18 protein-coding genes and 1 pseudogene are annotated in these 22,188 nt (G+C 34.0%); 11 read left to right on the forward strand and 8 right to left on the reverse strand.

Translation table 11 applies throughout. From position 1 onward, the window contains the following. The first annotated feature begins 119 nt into the window (after window positions 1-119). Entirely contained in the window at window positions 120-995 is an 876-nt protein-coding gene (locus BAU27_RS07255) for a TetR/AcrR family transcriptional regulator (RefSeq protein WP_071770516.1), read from the forward strand. Window positions 996-1,131: 136 nt separating this feature from the next. Here the strand turns inward: BAU27_RS07255 and BAU27_RS07260 are convergent, their stop codons facing one another. The 3 genes from BAU27_RS07260 to BAU27_RS07270 form a co-directional block, all read right to left on the reverse strand. Next, window positions 1,132-2,685 (reverse strand): ABC-F family ATP-binding cassette domain-containing protein, encoded by a 1,554-nt coding sequence (locus tag BAU27_RS07260; protein WP_071743991.1) that lies wholly within the window; start codon window positions 2,683-2,685, stop codon window positions 1,132-1,134. 282 nt (window positions 2,686-2,967) lie between these two features. Continuing rightward, window positions 2,968-4,389, reverse strand: a complete 1,422-nt coding sequence (locus BAU27_RS07265; protein ID WP_071770517.1) for an oligosaccharide flippase family protein — start codon at window positions 4,387-4,389, stop codon at window positions 2,968-2,970. Between the two features lie 93 nt (window positions 4,390-4,482). After that, on the reverse strand, window positions 4,483-5,463 hold the full coding sequence (locus tag BAU27_RS07270; protein WP_071770518.1) for a glycosyltransferase family 2 protein: 981 nt from the start codon (window positions 5,461-5,463) through the stop codon (window positions 4,483-4,485). A gap of 235 nt (window positions 5,464-5,698) precedes the next feature. Here BAU27_RS07270 and BAU27_RS07275 point away from each other — a divergent pair, with 235 nt between their 5' ends. Beyond that, window positions 5,699-6,970 (forward strand): glycosyltransferase family 39 protein, encoded by a 1,272-nt coding sequence (locus BAU27_RS07275; protein WP_071770519.1) that lies wholly within the window; start codon window positions 5,699-5,701, stop codon window positions 6,968-6,970. A 94-nt stretch (window positions 6,971-7,064) separates the two neighbouring features. On the opposite strand, the gene BAU27_RS07280 is transcribed toward BAU27_RS07275, so the two are convergent. From BAU27_RS07280 to BAU27_RS07290, 3 genes are all read right to left on the reverse strand, one after another. Further along, a complete protein-coding gene (locus BAU27_RS07280; RefSeq protein WP_002089883.1) occupies window positions 7,065-7,427 on the reverse strand; it encodes a DUF2304 domain-containing protein in 363 nt (120 codons plus the stop codon). A gap of 6 nt (window positions 7,428-7,433) precedes the next feature. After that, window positions 7,434-8,162 (reverse strand): glycosyltransferase family 2 protein, encoded by a 729-nt coding sequence (locus BAU27_RS07285; protein WP_000110207.1) that lies wholly within the window; start codon window positions 8,160-8,162, stop codon window positions 7,434-7,436. 209 nt (window positions 8,163-8,371) lie between these two features. Then, window positions 8,372-8,884, reverse strand: coding sequence for an acyl-CoA thioesterase (locus BAU27_RS07290; protein ID WP_002123645.1), 513 nt, complete (start codon window positions 8,882-8,884; stop codon window positions 8,372-8,374). A 364-nt stretch (window positions 8,885-9,248) separates the two neighbouring features. Here BAU27_RS07290 and BAU27_RS07295 point away from each other — a divergent pair, with 364 nt between their 5' ends. After that, a complete protein-coding gene (locus BAU27_RS07295) occupies window positions 9,249-10,562 on the forward strand; it encodes a glycosyltransferase family 39 protein (RefSeq protein ID WP_071770520.1) in 1,314 nt (437 codons plus the stop codon). Window positions 10,563-10,779: 217 nt separating this feature from the next. On the opposite strand, the gene BAU27_RS07300 is transcribed toward BAU27_RS07295, so the two are convergent. After that, window positions 10,780-11,412, reverse strand: a complete 633-nt coding sequence (locus BAU27_RS07300; protein WP_000924380.1) for a trimeric intracellular cation channel family protein — start codon at window positions 11,410-11,412, stop codon at window positions 10,780-10,782. A 495-nt stretch (window positions 11,413-11,907) separates the two neighbouring features. Between BAU27_RS07300 and BAU27_RS07305 the strand changes: the two genes are divergently transcribed. The 8 genes and pseudogenes from BAU27_RS07305 (at window position 11,908) to BAU27_RS07345 (ending at window position 21,224) form a co-directional block, all read left to right on the forward strand. After that, complete coding sequence (locus BAU27_RS07305) at window positions 11,908-13,380, forward strand: O-antigen ligase family protein (protein WP_071770521.1); 1,473 nt, start codon at window positions 11,908-11,910, stop codon at window positions 13,378-13,380. A gap of 95 nt (window positions 13,381-13,475) precedes the next feature. Further along, complete coding sequence (locus BAU27_RS07310) at window positions 13,476-14,585, forward strand: glycosyltransferase family 4 protein (protein ID WP_071744000.1); 1,110 nt, start codon at window positions 13,476-13,478, stop codon at window positions 14,583-14,585. Between the two features lie 21 nt (window positions 14,586-14,606). Further along, on the forward strand, window positions 14,607-15,347 hold the full coding sequence (locus tag BAU27_RS07315) for a WecB/TagA/CpsF family glycosyltransferase (protein WP_016131015.1): 741 nt from the start codon (window positions 14,607-14,609) through the stop codon (window positions 15,345-15,347). Window positions 15,348-15,501: 154 nt separating this feature from the next. Continuing rightward, window positions 15,502-16,701: an MFS transporter gene (locus BAU27_RS07325; RefSeq protein WP_071770522.1), complete on the forward strand. Its 1,200-nt coding sequence runs from the start codon at window positions 15,502-15,504 to the stop codon at window positions 16,699-16,701. Between the two features lie 209 nt (window positions 16,702-16,910). Next, window positions 16,911-17,627 (forward strand): LytR/AlgR family response regulator transcription factor, encoded by a 717-nt coding sequence (locus BAU27_RS07330; RefSeq protein WP_071744002.1) that lies wholly within the window; start codon window positions 16,911-16,913, stop codon window positions 17,625-17,627. 122 nt (window positions 17,628-17,749) lie between these two features. Next, window positions 17,750-19,825: a carbon starvation protein CstA gene (gene cstA / locus BAU27_RS07335; RefSeq protein ID WP_071770523.1), complete on the forward strand. Its 2,076-nt coding sequence runs from the start codon at window positions 17,750-17,752 to the stop codon at window positions 19,823-19,825. After that, window positions 19,818-20,021 carry a YbdD/YjiX family protein gene (locus BAU27_RS07340; RefSeq protein WP_071744004.1) on the forward strand — a complete coding sequence of 68 codons (204 nt, stop codon included), beginning with the start codon at window positions 19,818-19,820 and terminating at the stop codon, window positions 20,019-20,021. Before cstA ends, BAU27_RS07340 begins: the two co-directional genes overlap by 8 nt. 147 nt (window positions 20,022-20,168) lie before the next feature. After that, window positions 20,169-21,224, forward strand: a pseudogene (locus BAU27_RS07345) (diguanylate cyclase). A 97-nt stretch (window positions 21,225-21,321) separates the two neighbouring features. Here the strand turns inward: BAU27_RS07345 and pdxK are convergent. After that, entirely contained in the window at window positions 21,322-22,146 is an 825-nt protein-coding gene (gene pdxK, locus BAU27_RS07350) for a pyridoxine/pyridoxal/pyridoxamine kinase (protein ID WP_071744005.1), read from the reverse strand. Window positions 22,147-22,188: the final 42 nt, after the last annotated feature.

Consider the following 22,188-nt stretch of genomic DNA (forward strand, 5'->3'; position numbering starts at 1 on the left):
TAGGCCTAAAAATAACTTTTTGACCCGCTATTGGGGTAGGGGTTTTGCTACTTGCTGATATAAGATTAAATTTACATTTACATAAGATGCGAAATTAAGTTTAGGAGAGAAGATATGATATGAAAGAAAAAGAGCGCTTAATTATAGAGATGGCTATGAAGTTATTTGCGACTAAGGGTGTAAGTGCAACGTCAATACAAGAGATTGTCACATCTTGTGGTATATCAAAAGGGGCTTTTTATTTGTATTTTAAATCGAAAGATGAGCTTTTATTAGCGACACTTCGATATTATTATGACAAAATCCAAAAGAAAATGCTGGATATTGAAAAAGAGTCTTTATTACCACGTGAAAAATTTGAAAAGCAGTTATATTTTCAGTTTACTGATGTGCAAAAACATAAAGAATTTATTATTATGCATGCAAGAGAAAATGCTATTCCGTTTAATAAAGAAGTAGAAGAGTTTATGATACGAATGAAGTTAGAATCTCATGCATTTTATCGGAATAGCTTATTGTCTATTTATGGTGAAACGGTCAGTCCATATTTATTAGATTTGGTAATTATGGTGGAAGGGATATGCCACGGTTATTTACAATTGATTATTTTAAATGAACCGGAAATTGATTTCTCTCATGTTGCTTCCTTTATTTTAAAAAGAGTAGACGATTTAGTAGAAGGGCTTCTAGATTCTTCGGAGGATCCGGTTTTAAATGAAGAAAAGATTGGGGAGCTTTTTTGTAGCTCAGAGCTTATTAAAGAACAGGTGAAAGAGCACTTTTTAAATGAAATTATTGTATTAAAACGAACATTAGCAGACCAACTGGAAAATGATGAGGTTTTAGTCACTTTAGATGTTTTAGAATCAGAAATGAGAGTTCAAAATCCTAGGATTCCAGTGGTTCGAGGGATGTTAGCGAATTTGGAAGCATATAATGATTTGAAGGATTTTAGAGTAAGGTTAGCTCGATATTATAATATCGAGTTGAAATAATGAAATGTTAGTTTAATCTTTTCGTCGTACTGGCCTGAAGCTAATGAAAGTTTCATTATTATAAAAAAATCCGTTCCTAGAAAGTACTTTCTAGGAACGGATTTTATTTTACAATTATAATGAAATAATTTAAGGCTTATTTATTTTGTTCTGCCCACTCTTCAACATTCCAAGTTTTTGTAATCCAACCTTCATAAAATTCTGGTTCGTGACATACAAGAAGGATTGTCCCTTTATATGCTTTCAGAGCTTTTTGAAGTTCTTCCTTTGCTGTAACATCAAGGTGGTTTGTTGGCTCATCGAATAGGATCCAGTTACTTTCTTCACCCATTAGCTTACATAAACGAACTTTTGCTTGTTCGCCACCACTTAATTGATTTAGCGGGCGAGAGATATGCTCATTTTTTAATCCGCATTTCGCTAACATTGCACGAATTTGATGTTGGTCCATGCTAGGGAATGTGTTCCAAACATCATCAATTGGTGTTATATTATCCGCTTTTACTTCTTGCTCAAAGTATGCAGGCTCTAAGAAGTCACCAAGACTTGTTTTACCGCTTAAAGGTTTAATTTTTCCTAAAATCGTTTTTAGTAATGTTGATTTACCGACACCATTACAACCAACGATGGCAATTTTTTCACCGCGTTCAATTGTCATTGTTAGTTTTGGTAATAATGGATGTGTATATCCGATCTCTACATCTTCGCCTTCAAAGACGAAACGACTACTTGCACGAGATTCCTTAAATGAGAATTCCGGCTTAATTGCTGTTTCAGGACGATCAATACGCTCCATGCGATCAAGTTGTTTTTGACGACTCTTTGCACGACCTGTCGTTGAATAACGAGCCTTGTTCTTCGCAATAAAGTCTTCTTGCTTTTTAATAAACTCTTTCTGTTTTTCATAAGCATTTATATGTTGATTTTTATTAATTTCTGCTAGTTCTAGGAATTTTTCATATGTCGCTGTATAACGCGTCATTTTTGTAAATTCTAGATGGAAAATAACATCGACACATTTATTCATAAATTCCGTATCATGGGAAATTAATAGGAATGCATGTGGGTATTCCTTTAAATAAGTTGTTAACCAATGAATATGTTCAACATCTAAATAGTTAGTAGGCTCATCTAATAGTAATACTTCTGGTTGTTCAAGTAATAATTTTGCTAGTAATACTTTTGTACGTTGTCCACCACTTAATGCAGCAACATCACGGTCTAAACCGATTGCATCAATTCCAAGACCACGTGCCGCTTCTTCAATTTTAATATCTAATAAATAAAAACCACCTGCTTCGAGGGCATCTTGTATTTCCGCCATCTCCTCAAGAAGTTCCTCTAATTCTTCTGGTGTTGCAGTTCCCATTTTTTCTGCAACTTCATTTAAAGCTTTTTCTTTTTCAAATAAAGGTAAAAATGCGTCAGCTAATACATCACGAATTGTGCGACCAGGTGTTAAAATTGTATGCTGGTCTAAGTAACTGTAATTTGTACCAGGTGTCCATTCTACACGGCCCTCATCATGGATAAGTTGACCAGTAATAATATTCATAAATGTTGATTTACCTACACCGTTTGCACCGACTAATCCAACATGTTCCCCTGCTAGTAAACGCATGGATACATCTTTAAATAATGTGCGATCGCCAAATGTATGGCCTAATTTCTCGACTGTTAATAAGCTCATAGTATCCTCCGTCCATTTCGAAATAGTGTCTTGAATCATGATACTAAATTATTGAGTATAATGCTATCCTTTCAAAATGTATATTTTTGCAAGATTAACATTGCGTTGCTTCTGGGAAAATATAGAGTGTAATTGAAAGGTGTTTAATTACATTGTGGGATATGAAAAATGTCGTCGAGAAGAGTTGGTGTTATGAAGGATTAAAAGAAACTATTTTATATGTAGAGGATAATAAATAAAAAGCCAAGTTCTTTTTCATAAAGATGAAAAAGAACTTGGCCTTTATGCTATTTTCTTACCTAGCTTTTTCTTTACAAATCCTAAAATCAATCCACGTATTTGAGGGTCAATGGCAAGACCGATAATACCGTACAATATACCAGTAAATGTTAAAGCTATTAGTGGTGGTAAGTTAATTAATACTGTGCGGTATATTGCGTAACTGACTATAAATGCTAGGCTATTAAATATTATTCCTTTGAATAGTAATGAAAAGCCTTTACGAACGAATAAAGTAAATCCGATTAATAACGTAATCTCGGTAATGATCGCGGCTGCCGCAGCTCCCATCATTCCAAATTGGCTACCTAATGCGATGTAGCTTATAATAGCGACAGCTAATCCAATTCCCATCGTTGTCGCACGTTTCCACTGTTGACCAATTGTTGTTAAATTATCAGCAAGTGGATAGTTGATAGATTGTAAAATGACCATAAAGGCTAAAATTGCAAGAGCATCACCAGCTGGTGCATACTCTTCCCCTAATAAAGTAACAATCCAAAAGCTTGGATCAGCGATAAATGGGATAGAAATTCCCATCCCTAAGAAAGACATAAGCTTTAATTCAAACAGAGATAGTTTTCTATGTTCATCAATATTCTTTTCATTTCCAAAAGCAAATAACTTTGGATAAAAGGCTGCTGCAATTACACCTGGTATTTGATAAAGTACAGCGGGTATTTTCGATGCAGCGCCGAAGAATCCAACTTGCTCATACGTTGAAACTTTTTCTAATATAATAGGCCCTAACTGTGGTAAGAGCATAATGATAATGCCATTGATTGTGAAAATCAGTAATTGATTTAAAATACCTTTGTCCCAGCCTTTATGAACTGTTGTATGGCGGAGTACCATTATAAAGGCGATGGCTCCTGTCACAAGACTAGATATTCCGTACATGGCAGCGACCATCATAAGTGACCATTTAAATGACATTCCTAGTAGAAGCGCAGCTGCGGCTGTGACACCTTGTATTACAGAAATAATCGCTGTAAATTGCATACGTTCTGTAACTTGGAAGTAAGCCATTCCAACACCTTGTAAAGTTGCTCCAAACATGGTCGGTAATACAACCCAATATACCATGGCGCGTAAGTAAGCATCAGTATAGAAGAACTGAGCAAAAATAGCGAAGAGTACGGAAATTACGATAGCTAATACTAAACGAATGCGTAAATAACTGCTGATTAGTACACTAATGTTAGCATCACTTCTCGTTCCTTCACGCATAAACGTATGTGTTAAACCTGCATCTGTAAAATAACAAATAACAGCGGAAACTGCTAATGCAGTTGTAAACATCCCATACTCACCTGGTGAAACATATCTTGCAAAGAAAATTGTCGCAATAGCAAGTACAAATCGAACAGTAATATTTCCTACAAAGAGGTAGGAGGCATTTTTAAGGATTTTATTTGTTTTCATGGAAAAAGACCTTTCTATTCTTCAGGACGCGCTTCGTCCTATTTGTAAATTTGATTTGTTTACAGAAAGAATGTTTAGAAGCGTATTTTTTATTTAAGAAAACATAAACTTGATTCGTACAAACCAAAGCATCGCGTATAACTTCTTGCTTCGTTTTCCATTTTTCGAATAAATTTTGCGACAATATTTATTTATATCGCTTTTGATTAGTTGTACTTGTGATTTATCTAATTTAGAGCTGCTCTTAATGTATATACAAGCGTTATTAATGACTGTATATGGGAATAGGTAGGTTTCAAGAATTTCAAGAAGTTCTGTAGAATCATTCACGATTAAGTCTTTTGATTTATTATGAACCCAATCCTTCATTCGATTAAATACTTCTAATTCTTTTGCTGTTTTTAATTCATAATCTTTATACTTTGAAGAAAGATTTCCTTCTGATAAGATTCGGTAATATGTCAAATATTCATCTACATAGCATACGTTTGCTACACTCATTAATTTAAATAGAAATTCTAAATCTTCTCCCCAGCTACATCCTGGTGTGAAACGAATGTTATGATCCATCACGATAGATCTTTTGAAAATCCAAGTACTCGTTTGAGCAACAACTTGATGCGTTAAGAAAGCTTTCGTCATATCACCTTTAATAAAGTTTGTCGTGTGCTCAACTTTTTCACCAGTTTCTTCATAAAAGTTCATATAGCCACAATAACAGGCATTCATGTTGTTTTTATGCATGCTTTCAACTTGTTTTTCGATTTTTGTTGGATGCCATAAATCATCACTATCAAGAAAAGCAACATATTCTCCGCTAGCATTTTCAATTCCTGTATTACGAGCAACAGAAACACCTTGATTTTCTTGAGGGATGTATTTTATTTGTCCTGGATATTTTTGCTCAAGATTTTTTACGATAGAAGCTGATTGATCTTTACTTCCGTCATCTACAATTACAATTTCAATATGTTTATATGTTTGATTTAGTATCGATTCCATCGTCTCTTCAATATATTTCTCTGCATTATATAAAGGAATAACAACTGAGACGAGTTGGTTTTGTTCTATCATAGAATTTTAACTCCTCAAATTTTTATTATGTAAATCTTTTTGTGAAAAAAGGTTATCAGAATACCTATCTGTATAAGTTTACCGCATATAAAGTTTGTAAATCAACTTTATGCATATAATAATTATTATTAAAAATATAGAAGTCCTATATGGAAATTGGTTATAATAAAAGGATGTATGTGTATATTTTTGCTTGAAATACAAATGTTTTGCAATAAAAGGGAGGAAATTTAGCATGTTACGCAAGTATATTCGAAGACCGGAGTTAATTATATTGGGTATTATTTTAGTTATCGGCCTAATATTCCGGCTCATGACTTTAATAACATATGGCAGTGATTTAACACTCGCTAATGATGATTTAATGTATCAAAAAAATGCTGTCAATTTCTTAGAAACGGGCATGTTAACGTATCATGATCCGACAAAACCAACTGCTCATATTATGCCTGGACAAGTATTTTTATTAGCAGGCATATTCGCCATATTTGGGCACGGAAGCCTAGGGGTTTTATGTGCAAAATTAGTTATGATAACTTTCGGTGTCTTAAGTATTTATATGACTTATAAGATTGGTACATATATCTTAAATCCAGCAGTAGGATTAATTGCTGCATTGTTATTAGCATTATACCCTCCTGAAGTGGTAGTAGAGAACTTGACGTTGACAGAAAGCCCGTATCTATTTCTATCATTAGGGCTATTATATTGGAGCTTGAAATTAGCAGATACGCATTCAATGAAAGATTTTTATATTATTTTATTATTCTACTTTGTAGCACTATATTTCAGGGTACAAATCGCTTTATATCCAATTCTATTATTTGTATACCTTGTAGCAAAACGCTATCCATTCCGCCTAATGATAAAGCAAGCCTGTATTAGTGTATTAGTGTTACTTGTTGTGCTTGGTCCTTGGTGGGCGCGTAATTATGTTCAATTTCACAAGTTTATTCCGCTTACAGCAGGTTCAGGTAATCCGTTGCTACTGGGTACATATCAAGGTGAAGGTTATCCACCTGGGAAAAGTATGGAAGAAATCGATGCGGAAATTCTCGCGAAATATCCGGGTATAGAAGCACATGAATTAATGGCGAAGCAACAAGAAGTAGCGATGGACCGTATTAAGGAATGGTGGCATACAGATAAAAAATCAATGCTGAAAAGTTATTTAATTTTAAAGCCACAAATTTTCTGGGAGAAGGCATATTATTATCCAGGCACTACAATTAGTATTTTTGATATATCTGGAGAAGATATGAAGAAAATTTATGAACCAATTAAAACAGGCTTCATAATTTGCTCAATCCTAGCATTTGCATTCTGTTGGAGAAGATGGAGAGAGTATTCATTCCTATGGATAAACATTCTATTCCAAACGTATTTTAATAGCTTGTACTTTGCGTATGATCGTTATGCACTTCCATTGATGCCAATGCTATTTATAATGATAGGTGTAGGTATTGTCGCAACTGTTATGAGGGTTAGCAGACCATTTCTAAAATAGATAAATGATTTAATTAAATTTATCAAAAACATTACATTTAAATGGTATATAAAAATGACCTACTTTCTGAAAATAGAAAGTAGGTCGTTTTTAATTATGCATCGTGTAAAGAATCATTTTGTTCTTTATTATTTAATTTTTGTTTTAGCAGCGCATAATCTTGTGTCAATGTTACAAGTTGGTGATGCTGTTTAGAAACCTTACGAGTTAAATCAAAAATTAAAATAAAGCAGAATAAAAGTCCGAACAGGAATAAAACAGATGGTGGGTATTCTACGTGTAATAGCTTCCCAATCCAATTTATAATCTTATCTGTAGAGCTTAAAATCGCCATTGCGATACAAACAAAAATCCAAAGGATGGAATATTTTGTTTCTAAAGTTCCTTTACGTATCGAGTTAATAATCAAGAAAAATAATAATAGGATAAAGATAAATGAAAAGGTAATTATAGGCATGGATTATCAACCTTTCACAATTTTTTGCATCAATATAGCTAAACTTACTTTAATCATGTAATATGCAGATTTCAATGGTGTAATAGAAGATTGTCCACCTTGTCTTTCTTGCATATTAACTGATATTTCATTAATGCGAAGATTTTTCTTTTTTAAGTGGATAAGTACTTCTGGTTCTGGATAATCTTTTGGATAATTGTGTGCGAAAATCTGAATTACTTCGCGATTAATAGCACGGTATCCAGATGTTGGATCCATAAATGTTTGTTTCGTTAGTAATTTTAATAAGGCAGTAAAGTAAAATATACCAATTCGTCTTGAAAGACTTCCCTTATATGCAGTTTTTTCCGTAAATCGAGACCCTAGCACCATATCGCATTGATTTTCAGCAATAGGTTGGATGATTTTATATAAATCCTCTGGGTTATGTTGTCCATCGGCATCAAATTGAATAGCAATATCATAGTCATTTTCATAAGCATACTTGTATCCAGTTTGTACAGCGGACCCAATTCCTAAATTATAAGGTAGATTTACAAGATGGACCGGGAATGTTGTAACAATCTCAGGCGTTTTATCCATTGAACCATCGTTAATTACACAAATATCTAACCCTACAAAGTGTTCTTTTAGTTCTAAAAGTCTTGTTAATGTATCTGCAATCGCTTCTTCTTCGTTGTAAGCGGGAATAATAATCAAAGTTTTAGGTATTACAATTGGTACCTCAACAGACATATTGCACCATCCTTTATAATGTTAATTAGGCAGTATTATTTTTTGCAAGCCTCATCTACTATAACACTAGTAGTATACTAAAATAAAGGTCAGGATAGTGGACGTTTGTTAATGAGGATTATGAAACAGGTGATTATGTGTATCATAATTTAAGACAAAATAAAAAACACAGGCGAACATATGGGGATGTTTACCTGTGCTAAATGCAATTAAATACTCCAAGGTTTATTCAAAGTTAACACTTCAGCCATTTCTTTACTCTTCAAACGTCCTTTTTTTCTATTTTCTGCACGATCTGAACCAGTTGTATGTAGCCAATGTTCTTCCTCTGTTTCAGGAATTACTTGTGGTACAGATGAAGGTTTTCCGTCTTTTAATGCGACAAATGTAATGAAACAAGTTGCGGCCATTCTACGCTCGCCTGCTAGTAGATCCTCTGCAATTACTTTTACGAAAACTTCCATTGAAGATTTTCCTGTATAACATACGAATGCTTCATAACAGACAGAATCTGCTTGGTGAATTGGAGTTAAAAAATCAACGGAATCGATAGATGCTGTTACGCAATGTTTGCGACTATGTCTCGCAGCTGCAATTGAAGCGATACTATCAATTTCTGCTAATAATTTTCCCCCGAAAAGTGTTTGGTGATTATTTAAATCGTTAGGAAAAACACGTGTTGTTTTAATTGCTTTTGATTCTCGCATGAATTTCTTTTCCATATATTCATCCCCTATTTTTTGTTTTCAATCAGAGTGACATGTGTAAGTGGAGTACCCATATTAGATATTTAATGAAGTAAAGTGTTCCAAGAGGATTATCCCGCAAATAGCAGGCTAATAGTCAGTGGAGGATGAACAAAACCCCCGCGGATTAAAGTTTCACTTTATTGAAATTTCTGTATTTGTATTCATGCAACTGAAAGAAAATTTATCTTATATAAAATGTAGTGTAAAAGAGGATTCGCTTACATTGCAAGTGAAAAAGTAATGACTATGTATTTGTCATAGAAATTCCCTATTAACCTTGTGCCTATTCATGATAGAATCGTTTTGTTATAAATGGAAGTAGAGGTGCAATGGACATATGAATCATATACAAACAAATTTTTCGTCTTTCTTCAGTAAAATAACGATTGGTGCGATGCTTGCATTTTTTGTTTATAGTTGCTGGTCGGCTTTTGAAACAAGTAAGCAATTTTTTGGAGGAAGTACAACAAGTATAACAATCGTATTAGTAATTTTTGTTATTCTTATTTTGTTAGTGGCATCGATTTTGCAATATCGTTTTACAGATAAACAATTTCTTATCTTTCTTATAAGCGTATCTATAGTTGTAAGATTTATCACAGTTCTATTTGTAGATGGTCCAATAATAGGTGATATGAAAGCTATGTATGAGTCTGCAAAGCAGATTGCAATTGGAAATAATATAGAGAATGTAGCGCAGTTACCTTTTATTATTTATGAATCGATCATCATTCGTATATTTGGTGATACGGTACTCGCTTTGCAACTATTTAATATTTTATTTTGTACAGGAACTGCATTTTTCATTTACCGCATTGCGGCAATGGTCTTTGGAGAAGAGTGTGGTCGTATCGCGTCCGTGTTTTATGCTTTATATATTCCAAATATATTTATGAGTTCTGTATTAACGGCGGAATCACTCGCAATATTTTTATTTTATTGTGCTTGTTACATACTTTTATATAAAGGATTGGATCATCCTTATATGTGGGTAATTTCAGCCGTTTTATTTGCGCTTAGCAATATGATTTTCCCAATGGGGTTATTTTTACCTATATTTATAGCTATATATGTGCTGTTAATTGAATTATTTCAATCAGGGGCGAAACAAAAATTACTATTAAAAATGATAGGAATACTTATTCTGTTTTATAGTACTCATTTTGGTGTGAGCTATGGTATCAAGATGATGGGAATGTCACAGTATACGATTTCTAATCAGAATTATGTTCAATCTGTTTTAATTGGAAAAAGTCAAAATGAAGAAAAAACATCTGAAAATCAAAGTGTAAAAGAGCAAATTGATCAAGAGTTAAAAGAAATGGAAGTAGAAAGATTTAAACTGTTAAAACCAGTTATTAGCCAGTTTTCAAATGAGGGGATAAATTCTATTCTTTTTAAATGTGAAAAGCTTATATTTATAGTGGTGACATTGTTTATGGCCATAGCTTTATTACATTTTCTAATTAAGAAACAGCAAAATGAAGGATATATGCTGTTTGTATTATTAATTACCGGATATGTATCGTTAAGGCTCTTTCAAGTAGATATGGCATACTATAATATCATTATGCCAGCTTTGTTTATTTTACAAAGCTTTGGTGTTTATATGGGTTATTTTTATTGCCAAAAAATATTTTTTAGAAAATAAAAGAATCCATTTCGGATTCTTTTTTTGTATCGATTCGCCTTATCGGCTTAGTTCTAGTTGTAAATTATCCACCGTTAAGGCCATTTTCGAGGAATCGTCTTGAATACTCTTCATTACTTGTGGGATAGTTTCTAATTCATTTTCAATTTTTTATATATAATTACTCTATAGTATGTAAAATTGTATATAAATTAAGAGAATTCTATGTAGAATTCTCTTAATGGCCTTTATTAATTTTTGCATGTGTTTTAAAGAAAACTGGGAAATGTACATTATATATTACGGTGACTACACGAATAACGAATGTTATTAATAAACAAACATAGAAAGCTAATACGTGTGCCCCCATTGCATGTGTAATTAGGAAACTAACTGCTCCTAAAATAGAAGCAATTGCATATATCTCTTTTCGGAATACATACGGGATATCTTGAGCGCAAATGTCGCGTAAAATACCGCCCCCAATACCTGTAATAACTCCCATTGAAACGACTAAAAATGAGGCGTCAACGTGATGTGACATTGCTGCATTTGCACCAATAGCTGTAAATACACCTAAACCAACAGCATCAGAAAGCATAATAACAACTTGAAGTTTATTAATGCGCTCAAAAAACATACATGTGAATAATGCTGATAGTACACTTACAAAAAAGTAAATGGGTTTTACAAATGCGACAGGAGGCAGGTTACCAATCATAATATCACGAATAATACCGCCGCCGAGCGCAGTAGCTACAGCTAAACAAAGGACACCAAATAAATCTAGATCTTTTTTCAAACCAACTAATGTACCAGAAATGGCAGCGGCGATAATGCCAAGAAACGTAAATATATCGATTAATAACATGGCTTTAATTCCTTCCTCTTAAAGATGTTCCAGAGAAAAAATATACACTAAAGTTTTGGAAATAACAATTACTTTTCGCTACATGTAGAAAAATGGATGAAATAGCTAAAGAAAGCGTTTGAAAATGCTTGATAAGTAGCAATAAAGTAAAGTGAAAAAGTGTGGGAAGATTCATTGCATAGTTTTTTGATGTAGCTTAGTTAGAGGGATGGTACAATAGGAGAAGTCCGTTTTGCACATTTATATAAAATGATAAAAAAATATTTTTGTACTGTCGAAAATAAGTGCATATGTGTTAGATAGTTTTTATAGGGATAGGAAAGGATAGCTAAAGGACAATGTTTTTGGTTACTAATAATGCTGGATTTGACTAGTTTCGGCATGAAAAATAGTTCTCAATTTAAATATGAGTTATGTTATAATTGCTAGGTATGTTTAGACAGTAGAAAACTATGATTAAAAGATAATGTGAAGATTTTGTATGGAGGTCTTGGAATGTTAGCAAATCAAGCTAGGGTTAGATTTGAGCATTTTTTGCTCTTTTTTATTATTTTACAGCCTGTTTTAGATTTATTAACGTCTCTTAGCATTGAGTTATTAAAAGTAAATGCGACAGTTGGAATTATGGTAAGATTCCTCATTATGGCAATGGGTGGCATTTATATTTTAATTCAGGCAAAAGAAAGAGAAAATAGGAAGTTTTTGATTTATCTTGTATTACTAGGAGTTGTATTAGGAATAGGATTTATTAATAACAAGTTAATCAAGAGTCCTATTGTACTCGCAGAAGAAGTTAAATTCATTGGAAAAGCATTGTATATATATATTATGCTTGGCTCATACATTTTAGCTTTAAAATCACTGAAGAAGACAGTAAATATTAGCGATAAAGTTAGAAATAACATTGTGTATTCAACATTAATTATTAATGCTGTTATGGTTGTTTCTATTACAACTTCTACAGACTTTGGAAGTTATGAGTGGATGAAAGTTGGTTCCCGAGGATGGTTCTATGCAGGTAATGAATTAGGATCAATTTTAGCTATTATTTTCCCTATTGTGGTACTATATTCTATTCAAAAAACAAAGAGCATGAAAAACGTTTTATATTGGATTCCATCGCTGTTAATGATTTACTCTTTAATTCAAGTTGGAACGAAGGTAGGAATGGGCTCAATTGGTGCTACGTTAGCGGCAGCAATCGGGATTATTGTACTACAATTATTATTTGATAGAAAAAATCCAAACAAAAAAGCTCTTGTACTTAATGCATTAATTGCTATTGTCCTATTAGCTGGTGTAGTTGGAACATTTAAAAAGACACCATTAGCACAAAATATGGGTATTCATAATAACTATTTATCAGAACAAAACGTAGCACAACAAGGGCAAAAAGAACAAGAAATTAAAGAGAAAATAAAAAAAGAACAAGAAATTAAAGAAAAAGAAGAAAAACAACATAAAGTTGAAAAGCCGGAAGAAAAAGCAAAGATAGAGGCGGAAGTTAAAAAAGAGATTGAGAAAGAGCAAAAGAAAGAAAATCAAGAAAATCTTATTTTCAGCGGACGTCAAGTATATGAAGAAAGACATAAGCAATTCTTTAAGGAAGCGCCAATGTCACAAAAACTATTCGGAATGGGTTACGCAGGTAACTTTAAGTATAACGAACAAAAACAACCAGATCCGAAGTTAATTGAAATGGACTTCCATGATTGGTTTTATGATTTCGGAATTATTGGTTTTGCATTAATGATGATTCCATTTATTTATTATGGCTTAAGAATCTTGATAGCATTTGTTACAAGATTTAAGGAAATATTTAATATAAAATATGGAATGATTTCAGCAAGCTTAGTATTAGCACTAGGTATTGCGTACATTGCAGGACATATTTTGACAGCACCAGGAGTGGGAATTTACTTTGTAGTGGTGTTAGCTTATCTAATTGTAGATTTAGAAATTGAATGATAAAAATAAAAGCTAACTTTTGTTAGCTTTTATTTTTTAGTACAGTAAAATAAAGATAGATGGAAATGTAGCGAGGATTTAAAGGAGGAAAAAATATGAGGATATTGCATATGAATGCAGGAGCAGAAGATGGTGGAGGAAAAACACATATTATTTCACTGCTCGATCAGTTTCCGGATGGTGAAGTAGAATTAGCAGTATTTGAAGATGGAATTGTTGCGAAAGAAGCAAGAGAGCTAGGGATAAAAGTTCATGTGTTTTCACAAAAATCTCGCTATGATTTATCCATTTTAAAAAACATAAGTGAATTCATTAATAAAGAAAAATTTGATGTAGTTCATACACACGGTCCTAGAGCAAATTTCTTTGTTTCTTTAATGAAAAAGAAATTCGCGGCAAAATGGGTAACGACAATTCATAGTGATCCATTTCAAGACTTCACTAAACAAGGCCTAAAAGGTTGGATTTTTACTAAGTTAAATTTAAAAGCTTTAAAAAATATAGATTTATTTTTTGTTGTAACGAATAGGTTGAAAAAAAGTTTAGCGGCATTAGGGATTTCAAATGAAAAGATGCATGTTATTTATAACGGTATTGAATATGATCAAGAAAAAGCAGCTGGCTATAATAACAAGGAAATGTTTAATATTGATGAAGATGTGTTTACGGCAATCCAAGTAGCACGTCTGCATCCTGTTAAAGGACATGAAGTTTTATTCGATGCGTTACAACAAACAAAATTGGAGAAGATTAAAGTATTATTAGTTGGTGACGGGCCGTTAGAAGGAGAGTTAAAGGCGTTAGCTACTGAAAAAGGAATTAATGATAAAGTTGAATTTTTAGGGCACCGTCAAGATGTGAAACGATTATTTGCTTCATCACATGTAAATTTATTAACTTCCCATAGCGAAGGATTTCCATTAGTTTTATTAGAAGCGGCAAATCAGCGTGTACCATCAATTGTGACTAGAGCGGGAGAGATCGAGCCGTTAATCGCAGACGAAACTTACGGATGGATTGTGCCAACTGGTGATGGAAAAGCATTAGCATCGGCATTAGAAGAAGCGTATGATAAGTGGAAAACTGGAGAGTTAGCAGCAATGGGTAAACATATTTATGAGCATGCTACTATGAACTTCTCACTTCAAAAATTATATGAAGATACGAAAGAAACATATCAGCAATTAATAACGAAAAACCTTTAATGATAGAGAGGATAGTTAAATATGGCAGTACAAACGGTTGATATTCTAGGTGTTCCTTTTTCTACAATGACAATGGATGAAACAATCCAATATTTAAAGAAACAACTAGAATTGGAGCAAACTCATACTTTTCAGGTAGTAACAGCGAATCCTGAAATTGTTATGTGCGCAAAAAAGGATGAAAAATTCCATAAAACATTATTAAATACAGATTTAATTACACCTGACGGTATCGGGGTTGTTAAAGCAAGTGGTATGCTTGGTACACCTTTAAAAGAGCGTGTGGCAGGTTTTGACTTAATGTGTAATTTACTTGCAAAGTTATCAGAAGATAATAGACCAGTATCTGTTTTCTTATTAGGTGCAAAACCACATGTTGTACAAGCTGCAGCTAATCATTTAACGAAGACATATTCGGCTGTATCTATTGTGGGTACACAAGATGGGTATTTTAAACAAGAAGAAGAAGAGAATATTGTTTCTCGTATTCAAGAAGCAAAACCAGATCTATTACTTGTTGCGCTGGGCTTCCCAAGACAAGAAAACTTTATCCAAAACAATAAGCATCGTTTAGAAACGAAAATGGCTGTTGGAGTAGGCGGTAGTTTAGATGTGTGGGCTGGAGAGGTAAAACGTGCGCCAAAATGGATCCAAGCTATTAACTTAGAGTGGTTTTACAGATTATGTAGTAATCCAACACGCTGGCGTCGTCAGTTAGTACTAGCTGAGTTTTTAAAAGAAGTAATGCGTTCAAAAAAGTAGCGGAACATCGCTACTTTTTTTATTTGTTTATTTTTGATAAACATTTTACCTTTGGGGAATGATGAAGGAGAATTTTTTACACGAAAGTATTTTACTTATACAATACACACATGTAAAATGATGTGTAAAGACAGCTGTGTAAGGAGGACTTCTTGTGAGCAAGGTAAAAGAAATTTCGAAGCGAAAGCTACTTGGTATAGCGGGGCTTGGATGGCTATTTGACGCAATGGATGTTGGAATGCTTTCATTTGTAATAGTGGCGTTGCAAAAAGATTGGGGATTAAGTACTCAAGAGATGGGTTGGATAGGTAGTATTAACTCAATTGGTATGGCTGTAGGAGCGCTTGTCTTTGGGGTACTATCAGATAAAATAGGACGGAAATCGGTCTTCATTATTACATTATTACTATTTTCTATTGGTAGTGGCTTAACAGCCTTAACGACGACACTCACAATGTTCCTCATGTTACGCTTTTTAATTGGTATGGGACTCGGCGGAGAACTCCCAGTTGCATCTACCCTCGTATCAGAGAGTGTTGAAGCGCACGAACGTGGGAAAATAGTTGTGCTATTAGAAAGCTTTTGGGCTGGTGGCTGGTTAATTGCAGCTCTTATCTCGTACTTTGTGATTCCTAAATACGGTTGGGAAGTTGCGATGGTATTAAGTGCAGTTCCGGCTTTATATGCTTTATATTTAAGATGGAATTTACCCGATTCTCCAAGATTTCAAAAGGTTGAAAAAAGGCCATCTATTATTGAGAATATAAAATCGGTTTGGTCTGGGAAGTATCGTAAAGCAACAATTATGTTATGGATTTTATGGTTTTGTGTTGTCTTTTCCTATTATGGAATGTTCCTTTGGTTACCTAGTGTAATGGTACTGAAAGGTTTTAGTTTAATAAAAAGTTTCCAGTACGTACTTATTATGACATTAGCCCAATTACCAGGATATTTTACAGCAGCATGGTTTATTGAACGTCTTGGTCGTAAATTTGTATTGGTTACGTATTTAATTGGTACAGCATGTAGTGCTTATGTGTTCGGAATCGCGGATTCATTAACAGCATTAATAGTAGCGGGTATGTTATTATCCTTCTTTAACTTAGGTGCTTGGGGTGCATTATACGCTTACACACCTGAACAGTATCCAACAGTTATTCGCGGTACGGGTGCAGGAATGGCAGCGGCATTTGGACGTATTGGTGGTATTCTTGGACCACTATTAGTAGGATATTTAGTTGCTTCACAAGCTTCACTATCGCTAATATTTACGATTTTCTGTGGATCAATTTTAATTGGGGCACTTGCTGTGATTATACTTGGGCAAGAAACGAAACAGCAGGAATTGGTATAAAGTGAAACTTTAATTAGTGGAGGTTTCATCTATTCCCCACTGATTATTAGCACGCACCAATCGAGATAAAAGAAAAGGGGAACCAAAGTGGTTTCCTTTTTTCTGTTTTTTTAGATAAATAATGGTATAGTAAGAAAAAGGGATTGTTTCTTACTAAAGCGAATGTATACAACAAGACATATGGACAAAGGAATTAGGTGGTTGGATAAATGAAAATTTTACTTATCATGGAAGAGACAGAAGAGCGAAGAAAATTAGTTGAGTACTTTACTGAGAACATTCGAAATGTAGAATGTTTTGAAGCGAGAACCGGAACAGAATCTTTGCTAATAATGAAAAAACATACACCTGACTTTGTTTTTTTAAATTCGCAATTAGTAGACGGCACTGGTTTTGAATATTCGAGCTTGTTACGAGAAGTGAATTGTTATACAAAATTTATTTTTATTGGTGAGGATATAGAAGAGACAATTACAGCTTTTCGTTTCCAAGCATTTTATTATTTATTGCAACCATTTCGTGAAGAAGATTTACAATTCATTTTATATAAAATGGGGAAAGAAAAAAGTGAGAAAGCAAAGAGTCATTTGCGTAAACTGCCGATAGAAGGCCATGAGGGAATTAGATATATTTTTCCAGAGGATATTATATATGTAAGTAAAAATAAGGAAAATAAAACAGTTTCAATTTATACAACGAATAATCATCATATTTCAACATATACACTTCAGGAATTAGAAAATAAGCTTAATGCATATGATTTTTTACGTGTACATAAAAGTTATTTAATTAATATGTTATATGTACAAGAACTTAAACCTTATTATAATGGCACGTATAATTTGTATTTAGACGGGTACGATGAGCAACCGATTCCAGTAAGTCGTAATTATGTAAAACGACTTCGAAATAAAATTGAACTATGACAAGTAATGAGAGAATTTTAACATGATAAACTAGAAATCCTTCATGATAAGGAGGATTTAACTTAAATATTCAGAAAATTTAGTACAATCTCCACTAAGAAGTAGTAATGGGGGGATTGTATGTGAAAACGTTGAAGTCAATTTTACTTTGGGGAGTTATTGCAGCACTAGGAGCATCTGCTTTTGGTGTAATAGCCTTATCTCAAGGTGAAACAATTAATGCTGTATGGCTATTAGTTGCTGCTGTATCAGTGTATGCGATTGCTTATCGCTTTTATAGTAGATTTATAGCGAGGAAAGTTTTCGGACTAGATAATAATAGGCAAACACCTGCTCATACATTAAATGATGGGAAGGATTATGTTCCGACAAATAAATGGGTTTTATTTGGCCATCACTTTGCAGCGATTGCAGGGGCAGGTCCTTTAGTAGGTCCAATTTTGGCGGCGCAGATGGGCTATTTACCCGGGACAATTTGGATTATCGTTGGAGTAGTTATTGCTGGAGCTGTACAAGATTTTGTAATTTTATTTGCTTCAATGAGACGTAACGGTAAATCATTAGGAGAAATGATTAAAGATGAGATTGGTCCTGTTACAGGATTAATTGCGATGATTGGTATTTTAGGTATTATGATAATTTTATTAGCGGTATTAGCTTTAGTAGTCGTGAAAGCGCTCGTTGGAAGTCCGTGGGGAATGTTTACAATCGCAGCAACGATTCCAATTGCTATTTTAATGGGAGTTTATATGCGTTACATTAGGCCAGGACGTGTAGGAGAAGGATCAGTAATTGGTATTATTTTACTAGTTTTATCTCTTGTTGGAGGACAATATGTAGCAGAAAATCCGACGCTTGCAAGTATATTTACTTTCAGTGGTGAGACAATTGCTATTATGCTTATCGTATATGGATTTATTGCATCAGCATTACCAGTTTGGATGCTTCTTGCACCACGAGATTATTTAAGTACATTTTTAAAAATAGGAACGATACTTGGATTAGCAATTGGCATTTTAGTTGTAGCTCCAGATTTAAAGATGCCGGCAGTATCTCAATTTATTGATGGAACAGGACCTGTTTTCTCTGGAAATTTATTCCCGTTCTTATTTATTACAATAGCTTGCGGTGCTGTGTCTGGATTCCACGCTCTCGTTTCATCAGGTACGACACCGAAAATGATTGAGGAAGAAGGCCATGCAAGGCCAATCGGTTATGGAGCGATGTTGATGGAGTCGTTTGTAGCGGCGATGGCTATGATTGCAGCTTGTGTATTAACACCAGGAACTTATTTTGCAATTAATAGCCCAGCAGCACTAATTGGGACTGATGTATCACAAGCGGCTCAAGTTATTTCCTCATGGGGATTTGCTATTACACCGAATGAATTAAAAGAACTTGCTGTTAATGTCGGAGAACAGACCATTTTATCACGTACAGGTGGCGCACCAACATTAGCAATTGGTATGGCGTATATATTTTCACAAGTAATGGGCGGAACGGCGATGATGGCATTTTGGTACCATTTTGCGATTCTTTTTGAAGCACTATTTATTTTAACGACGATTGATGCTGGAACACGTGTAGGGCGATTTATGATTCAAGACATTTTAGGACATGTATATAAGCCGTTTGCGAAAACAGATTCTACATTAGCAAATGTGATAGCTACAACACTATGTGTACTAGGGTGGGGGTACTTTTTATATCAAGGAGTGGTAGATCCTCTTGGCGGAATTAATACGCTATGGCCACTTTTTGGTATTGCAAACCAAATGTTAGCAGGTATTGCATTATTACTTGGAACGACAATTTTGTTCAAAATGGGGAAAAAAGCATATGTTTGGGTGACACTTATTCCAACTGTCGGATTGCTTATTGTAACAATGACAGCTGGTTATCAAAAGTTATTTCATGAAAATCCTAAAATAGGATTTCTATCACATGCGAAAGTATTCCAGGGAGCATTAGATGACGGGAAGGTATTAGCTCCAGCTAAAAACGTTGCGCAAATGAAACAAATTATTTTTAATGACTATATTGATGCGGCACTTTGTGGGATTTTTATGATAGTTGTAATCGCTGTATTAATTTCTGCACTTCGAATTTGGATCCAAGTATTAAGAAATAAGCCGATGCCGCTAAAAGAGGCGCCATATATTCCTAGAGATGAAAGTGAGTCGAGGAACTATGCTTAAAAGTTTACGGAACGTATGGAGAAAGAGGAAGCAATTTATTAGTTTGCTTGTTGGAGTTCCAAGTTATGAAACGTATGTAAATCATATGAAAGCGCATCATCCAGAAGAGAAAATTCTATGTCAAAAGCAATTTTTTGCTGAGGCACAAGAAGCTAGATTTAATGCAAAAGGCGGAAAGATATCACGATGTTGCTAATGGAGGAGACGAAATTTCGTCTCCTCTTTTATTTTACTGTTCCACGTGGAACAGTAAAATAAAAAATATTGGGAATTATAGGGATTACGTAATACAATAGCATATAGAAAGAGATAGATGGAAAAGAAAAAGTAGGGAGATTATTTTATGTTCAGAGATCTATTTGTAAATATGACAATCATTCTTTCCTTTATCTTTGTAGGTGCTCAGCTTTTAAGAGATAAGCCGTTAAAAGAAGGGTTCTCTTTTTAGCAGAAATGTTTGGTCGGTATTTTAACTGGAATATTGGGTATATTATTGATGCATTTTGGTGTACATATTGAAGATATTATGTTGGATTTACGTTATTTAGCAGTTATTTTGGCAGTTATAATTGGTGGCCCAATAGCTAGTAGTATAACAGTTATGATCATTTTAATAACGCGGGTGCTTTTTACTGAGTATTCTTTAGCCTCTGAATTGGCTTGCTATACTATCGTGGCAATAGGGATTGGCATTACCCTTATTTGGCGAATGAAAATTTCTATATTTACAAAATGGATATGGTTCAATGTGTGCAGTTTGTCTATTTTAATACTGCCACTTTATATTTTATTTAAGGATATGTATGTAGTTTCATTATATTTAGTTTGTTGTATTGTAGCGGCATATATCACATTTGTAAGTACAAGTTACGTATTGCAATCAAATGAATTATTTCAAACGATGAAGCATTATGCAACGATAGATGCATTAACGAATCTAGGAAATGTAAGGCAATTTGATTTAGAGATGAATCGTCATATTGATAACAAGTATATGAAAAATGATTCACTCTGTTTATTACTTATCGATATTGATCACTTTAAGTATGTAAATGATACATACGGTCATCCTGCTGGGGATGAAGTGTTAAAACAAGTAGGGCGTATTTTGTTAGAGAATGGACCATTCTCTAATTTGGTTTTTCGAAAGGGTGGCGAAGAATTTGCCTTGTTGATACCGAAAAAGGGATTAGCATTTGGAACTCGTATAGGGGAACAAATTCGACTAGCTGTTGAAAAGCATTCATTCCAACTGAAAAACGGAACAAAAATTAAAATTACAGTTTCTGTTGGGATTTCAGAGTATAAAAAATCACCTGAGCAATTTATTCAAGCAGCGGATGATGCATTATATTATTCAAAAAAAAATGGTAGAAACCAAGTTAGTTCAGCATCATAGGAATTCGAGGAGTACTTTAAAACATTTTTGCAAAACATACTAAAACCGACAGAACAATGAATGCTCTGTCGGTTTTAGTATGTTTTTTAATTTATTATTAGACAAGCTCTTTCTGTGCAACGAATTTACGGTATGCACCGTGATGTGTTGGTCCTACATACTCGTTAATTTTGAATGAATGACGAATTGCAGCTGTGATGAATTCTTTTGCAGTTTTTACCGCTTCTTTTACAGTTTTTCCTTTTGCAAGTTCTGCTGTAATTGCAGCAGAATATGTACAACCTGCACCGTGTGTATTTGTCGTATCAATCTTTTCTGATTCTAGAAGATCGAATGTGTCACCGTCATATAATACATCAATAGCAGTTTCTGTACCTAGTTTGCTACCACCTTTAATTAGTACGTATTTAGCACCTAAAGCATGGATTTTCTTTGCAGCTTCTTTCATGTCCTCAAGAGAATTAATTTTCACACCACTTAATTGATACGCTTCAAATAAGTTTGGTGTTACAACTAGTGCCTTTGGAACAAGAACGTCACGTAAGCAGTCGTTTGTTTCAGGGTGTAACGCTTCATCGGCCCCTTTACATACCATAACAGGATCAACTACTACATTTTTGAAATTGTGCTTTTCAATTGTTTCCGCAACCATTTCGATAATTTCTACTGATCCAAGCATACCTGTTTTTAAAGCATCTACGCCAACACCTTCAATTGTTGTTTCTAATTGTGGTTTTAATGTAGAAGCCGCGATCGGGAATACGTTATGTGCCCAACCGTTATGTGGGTCCATCGTTACGATTGTCGTAAGAGATGTCATTCCATATACGCCAAGTTCTTGGAATGTTTTTAAATCTGCTTGTATACCAGCACCGCCACTTGTGTCAGAACCCGCGATTGTAAGTGCCTTATTTAATGTCATTATGAAAGCCCCCTCAAGTGATATAATGAAAACTATGTTTTC

The sequence above is a fragment of the Bacillus sp. NH11B genome (genome assembly GCF_001884205.1).
In the GTDB taxonomy this organism is placed as follows: Bacteria; Bacillota; Bacilli; order Bacillales; family Bacillaceae_G; genus Bacillus_A; species Bacillus_A proteolyticus.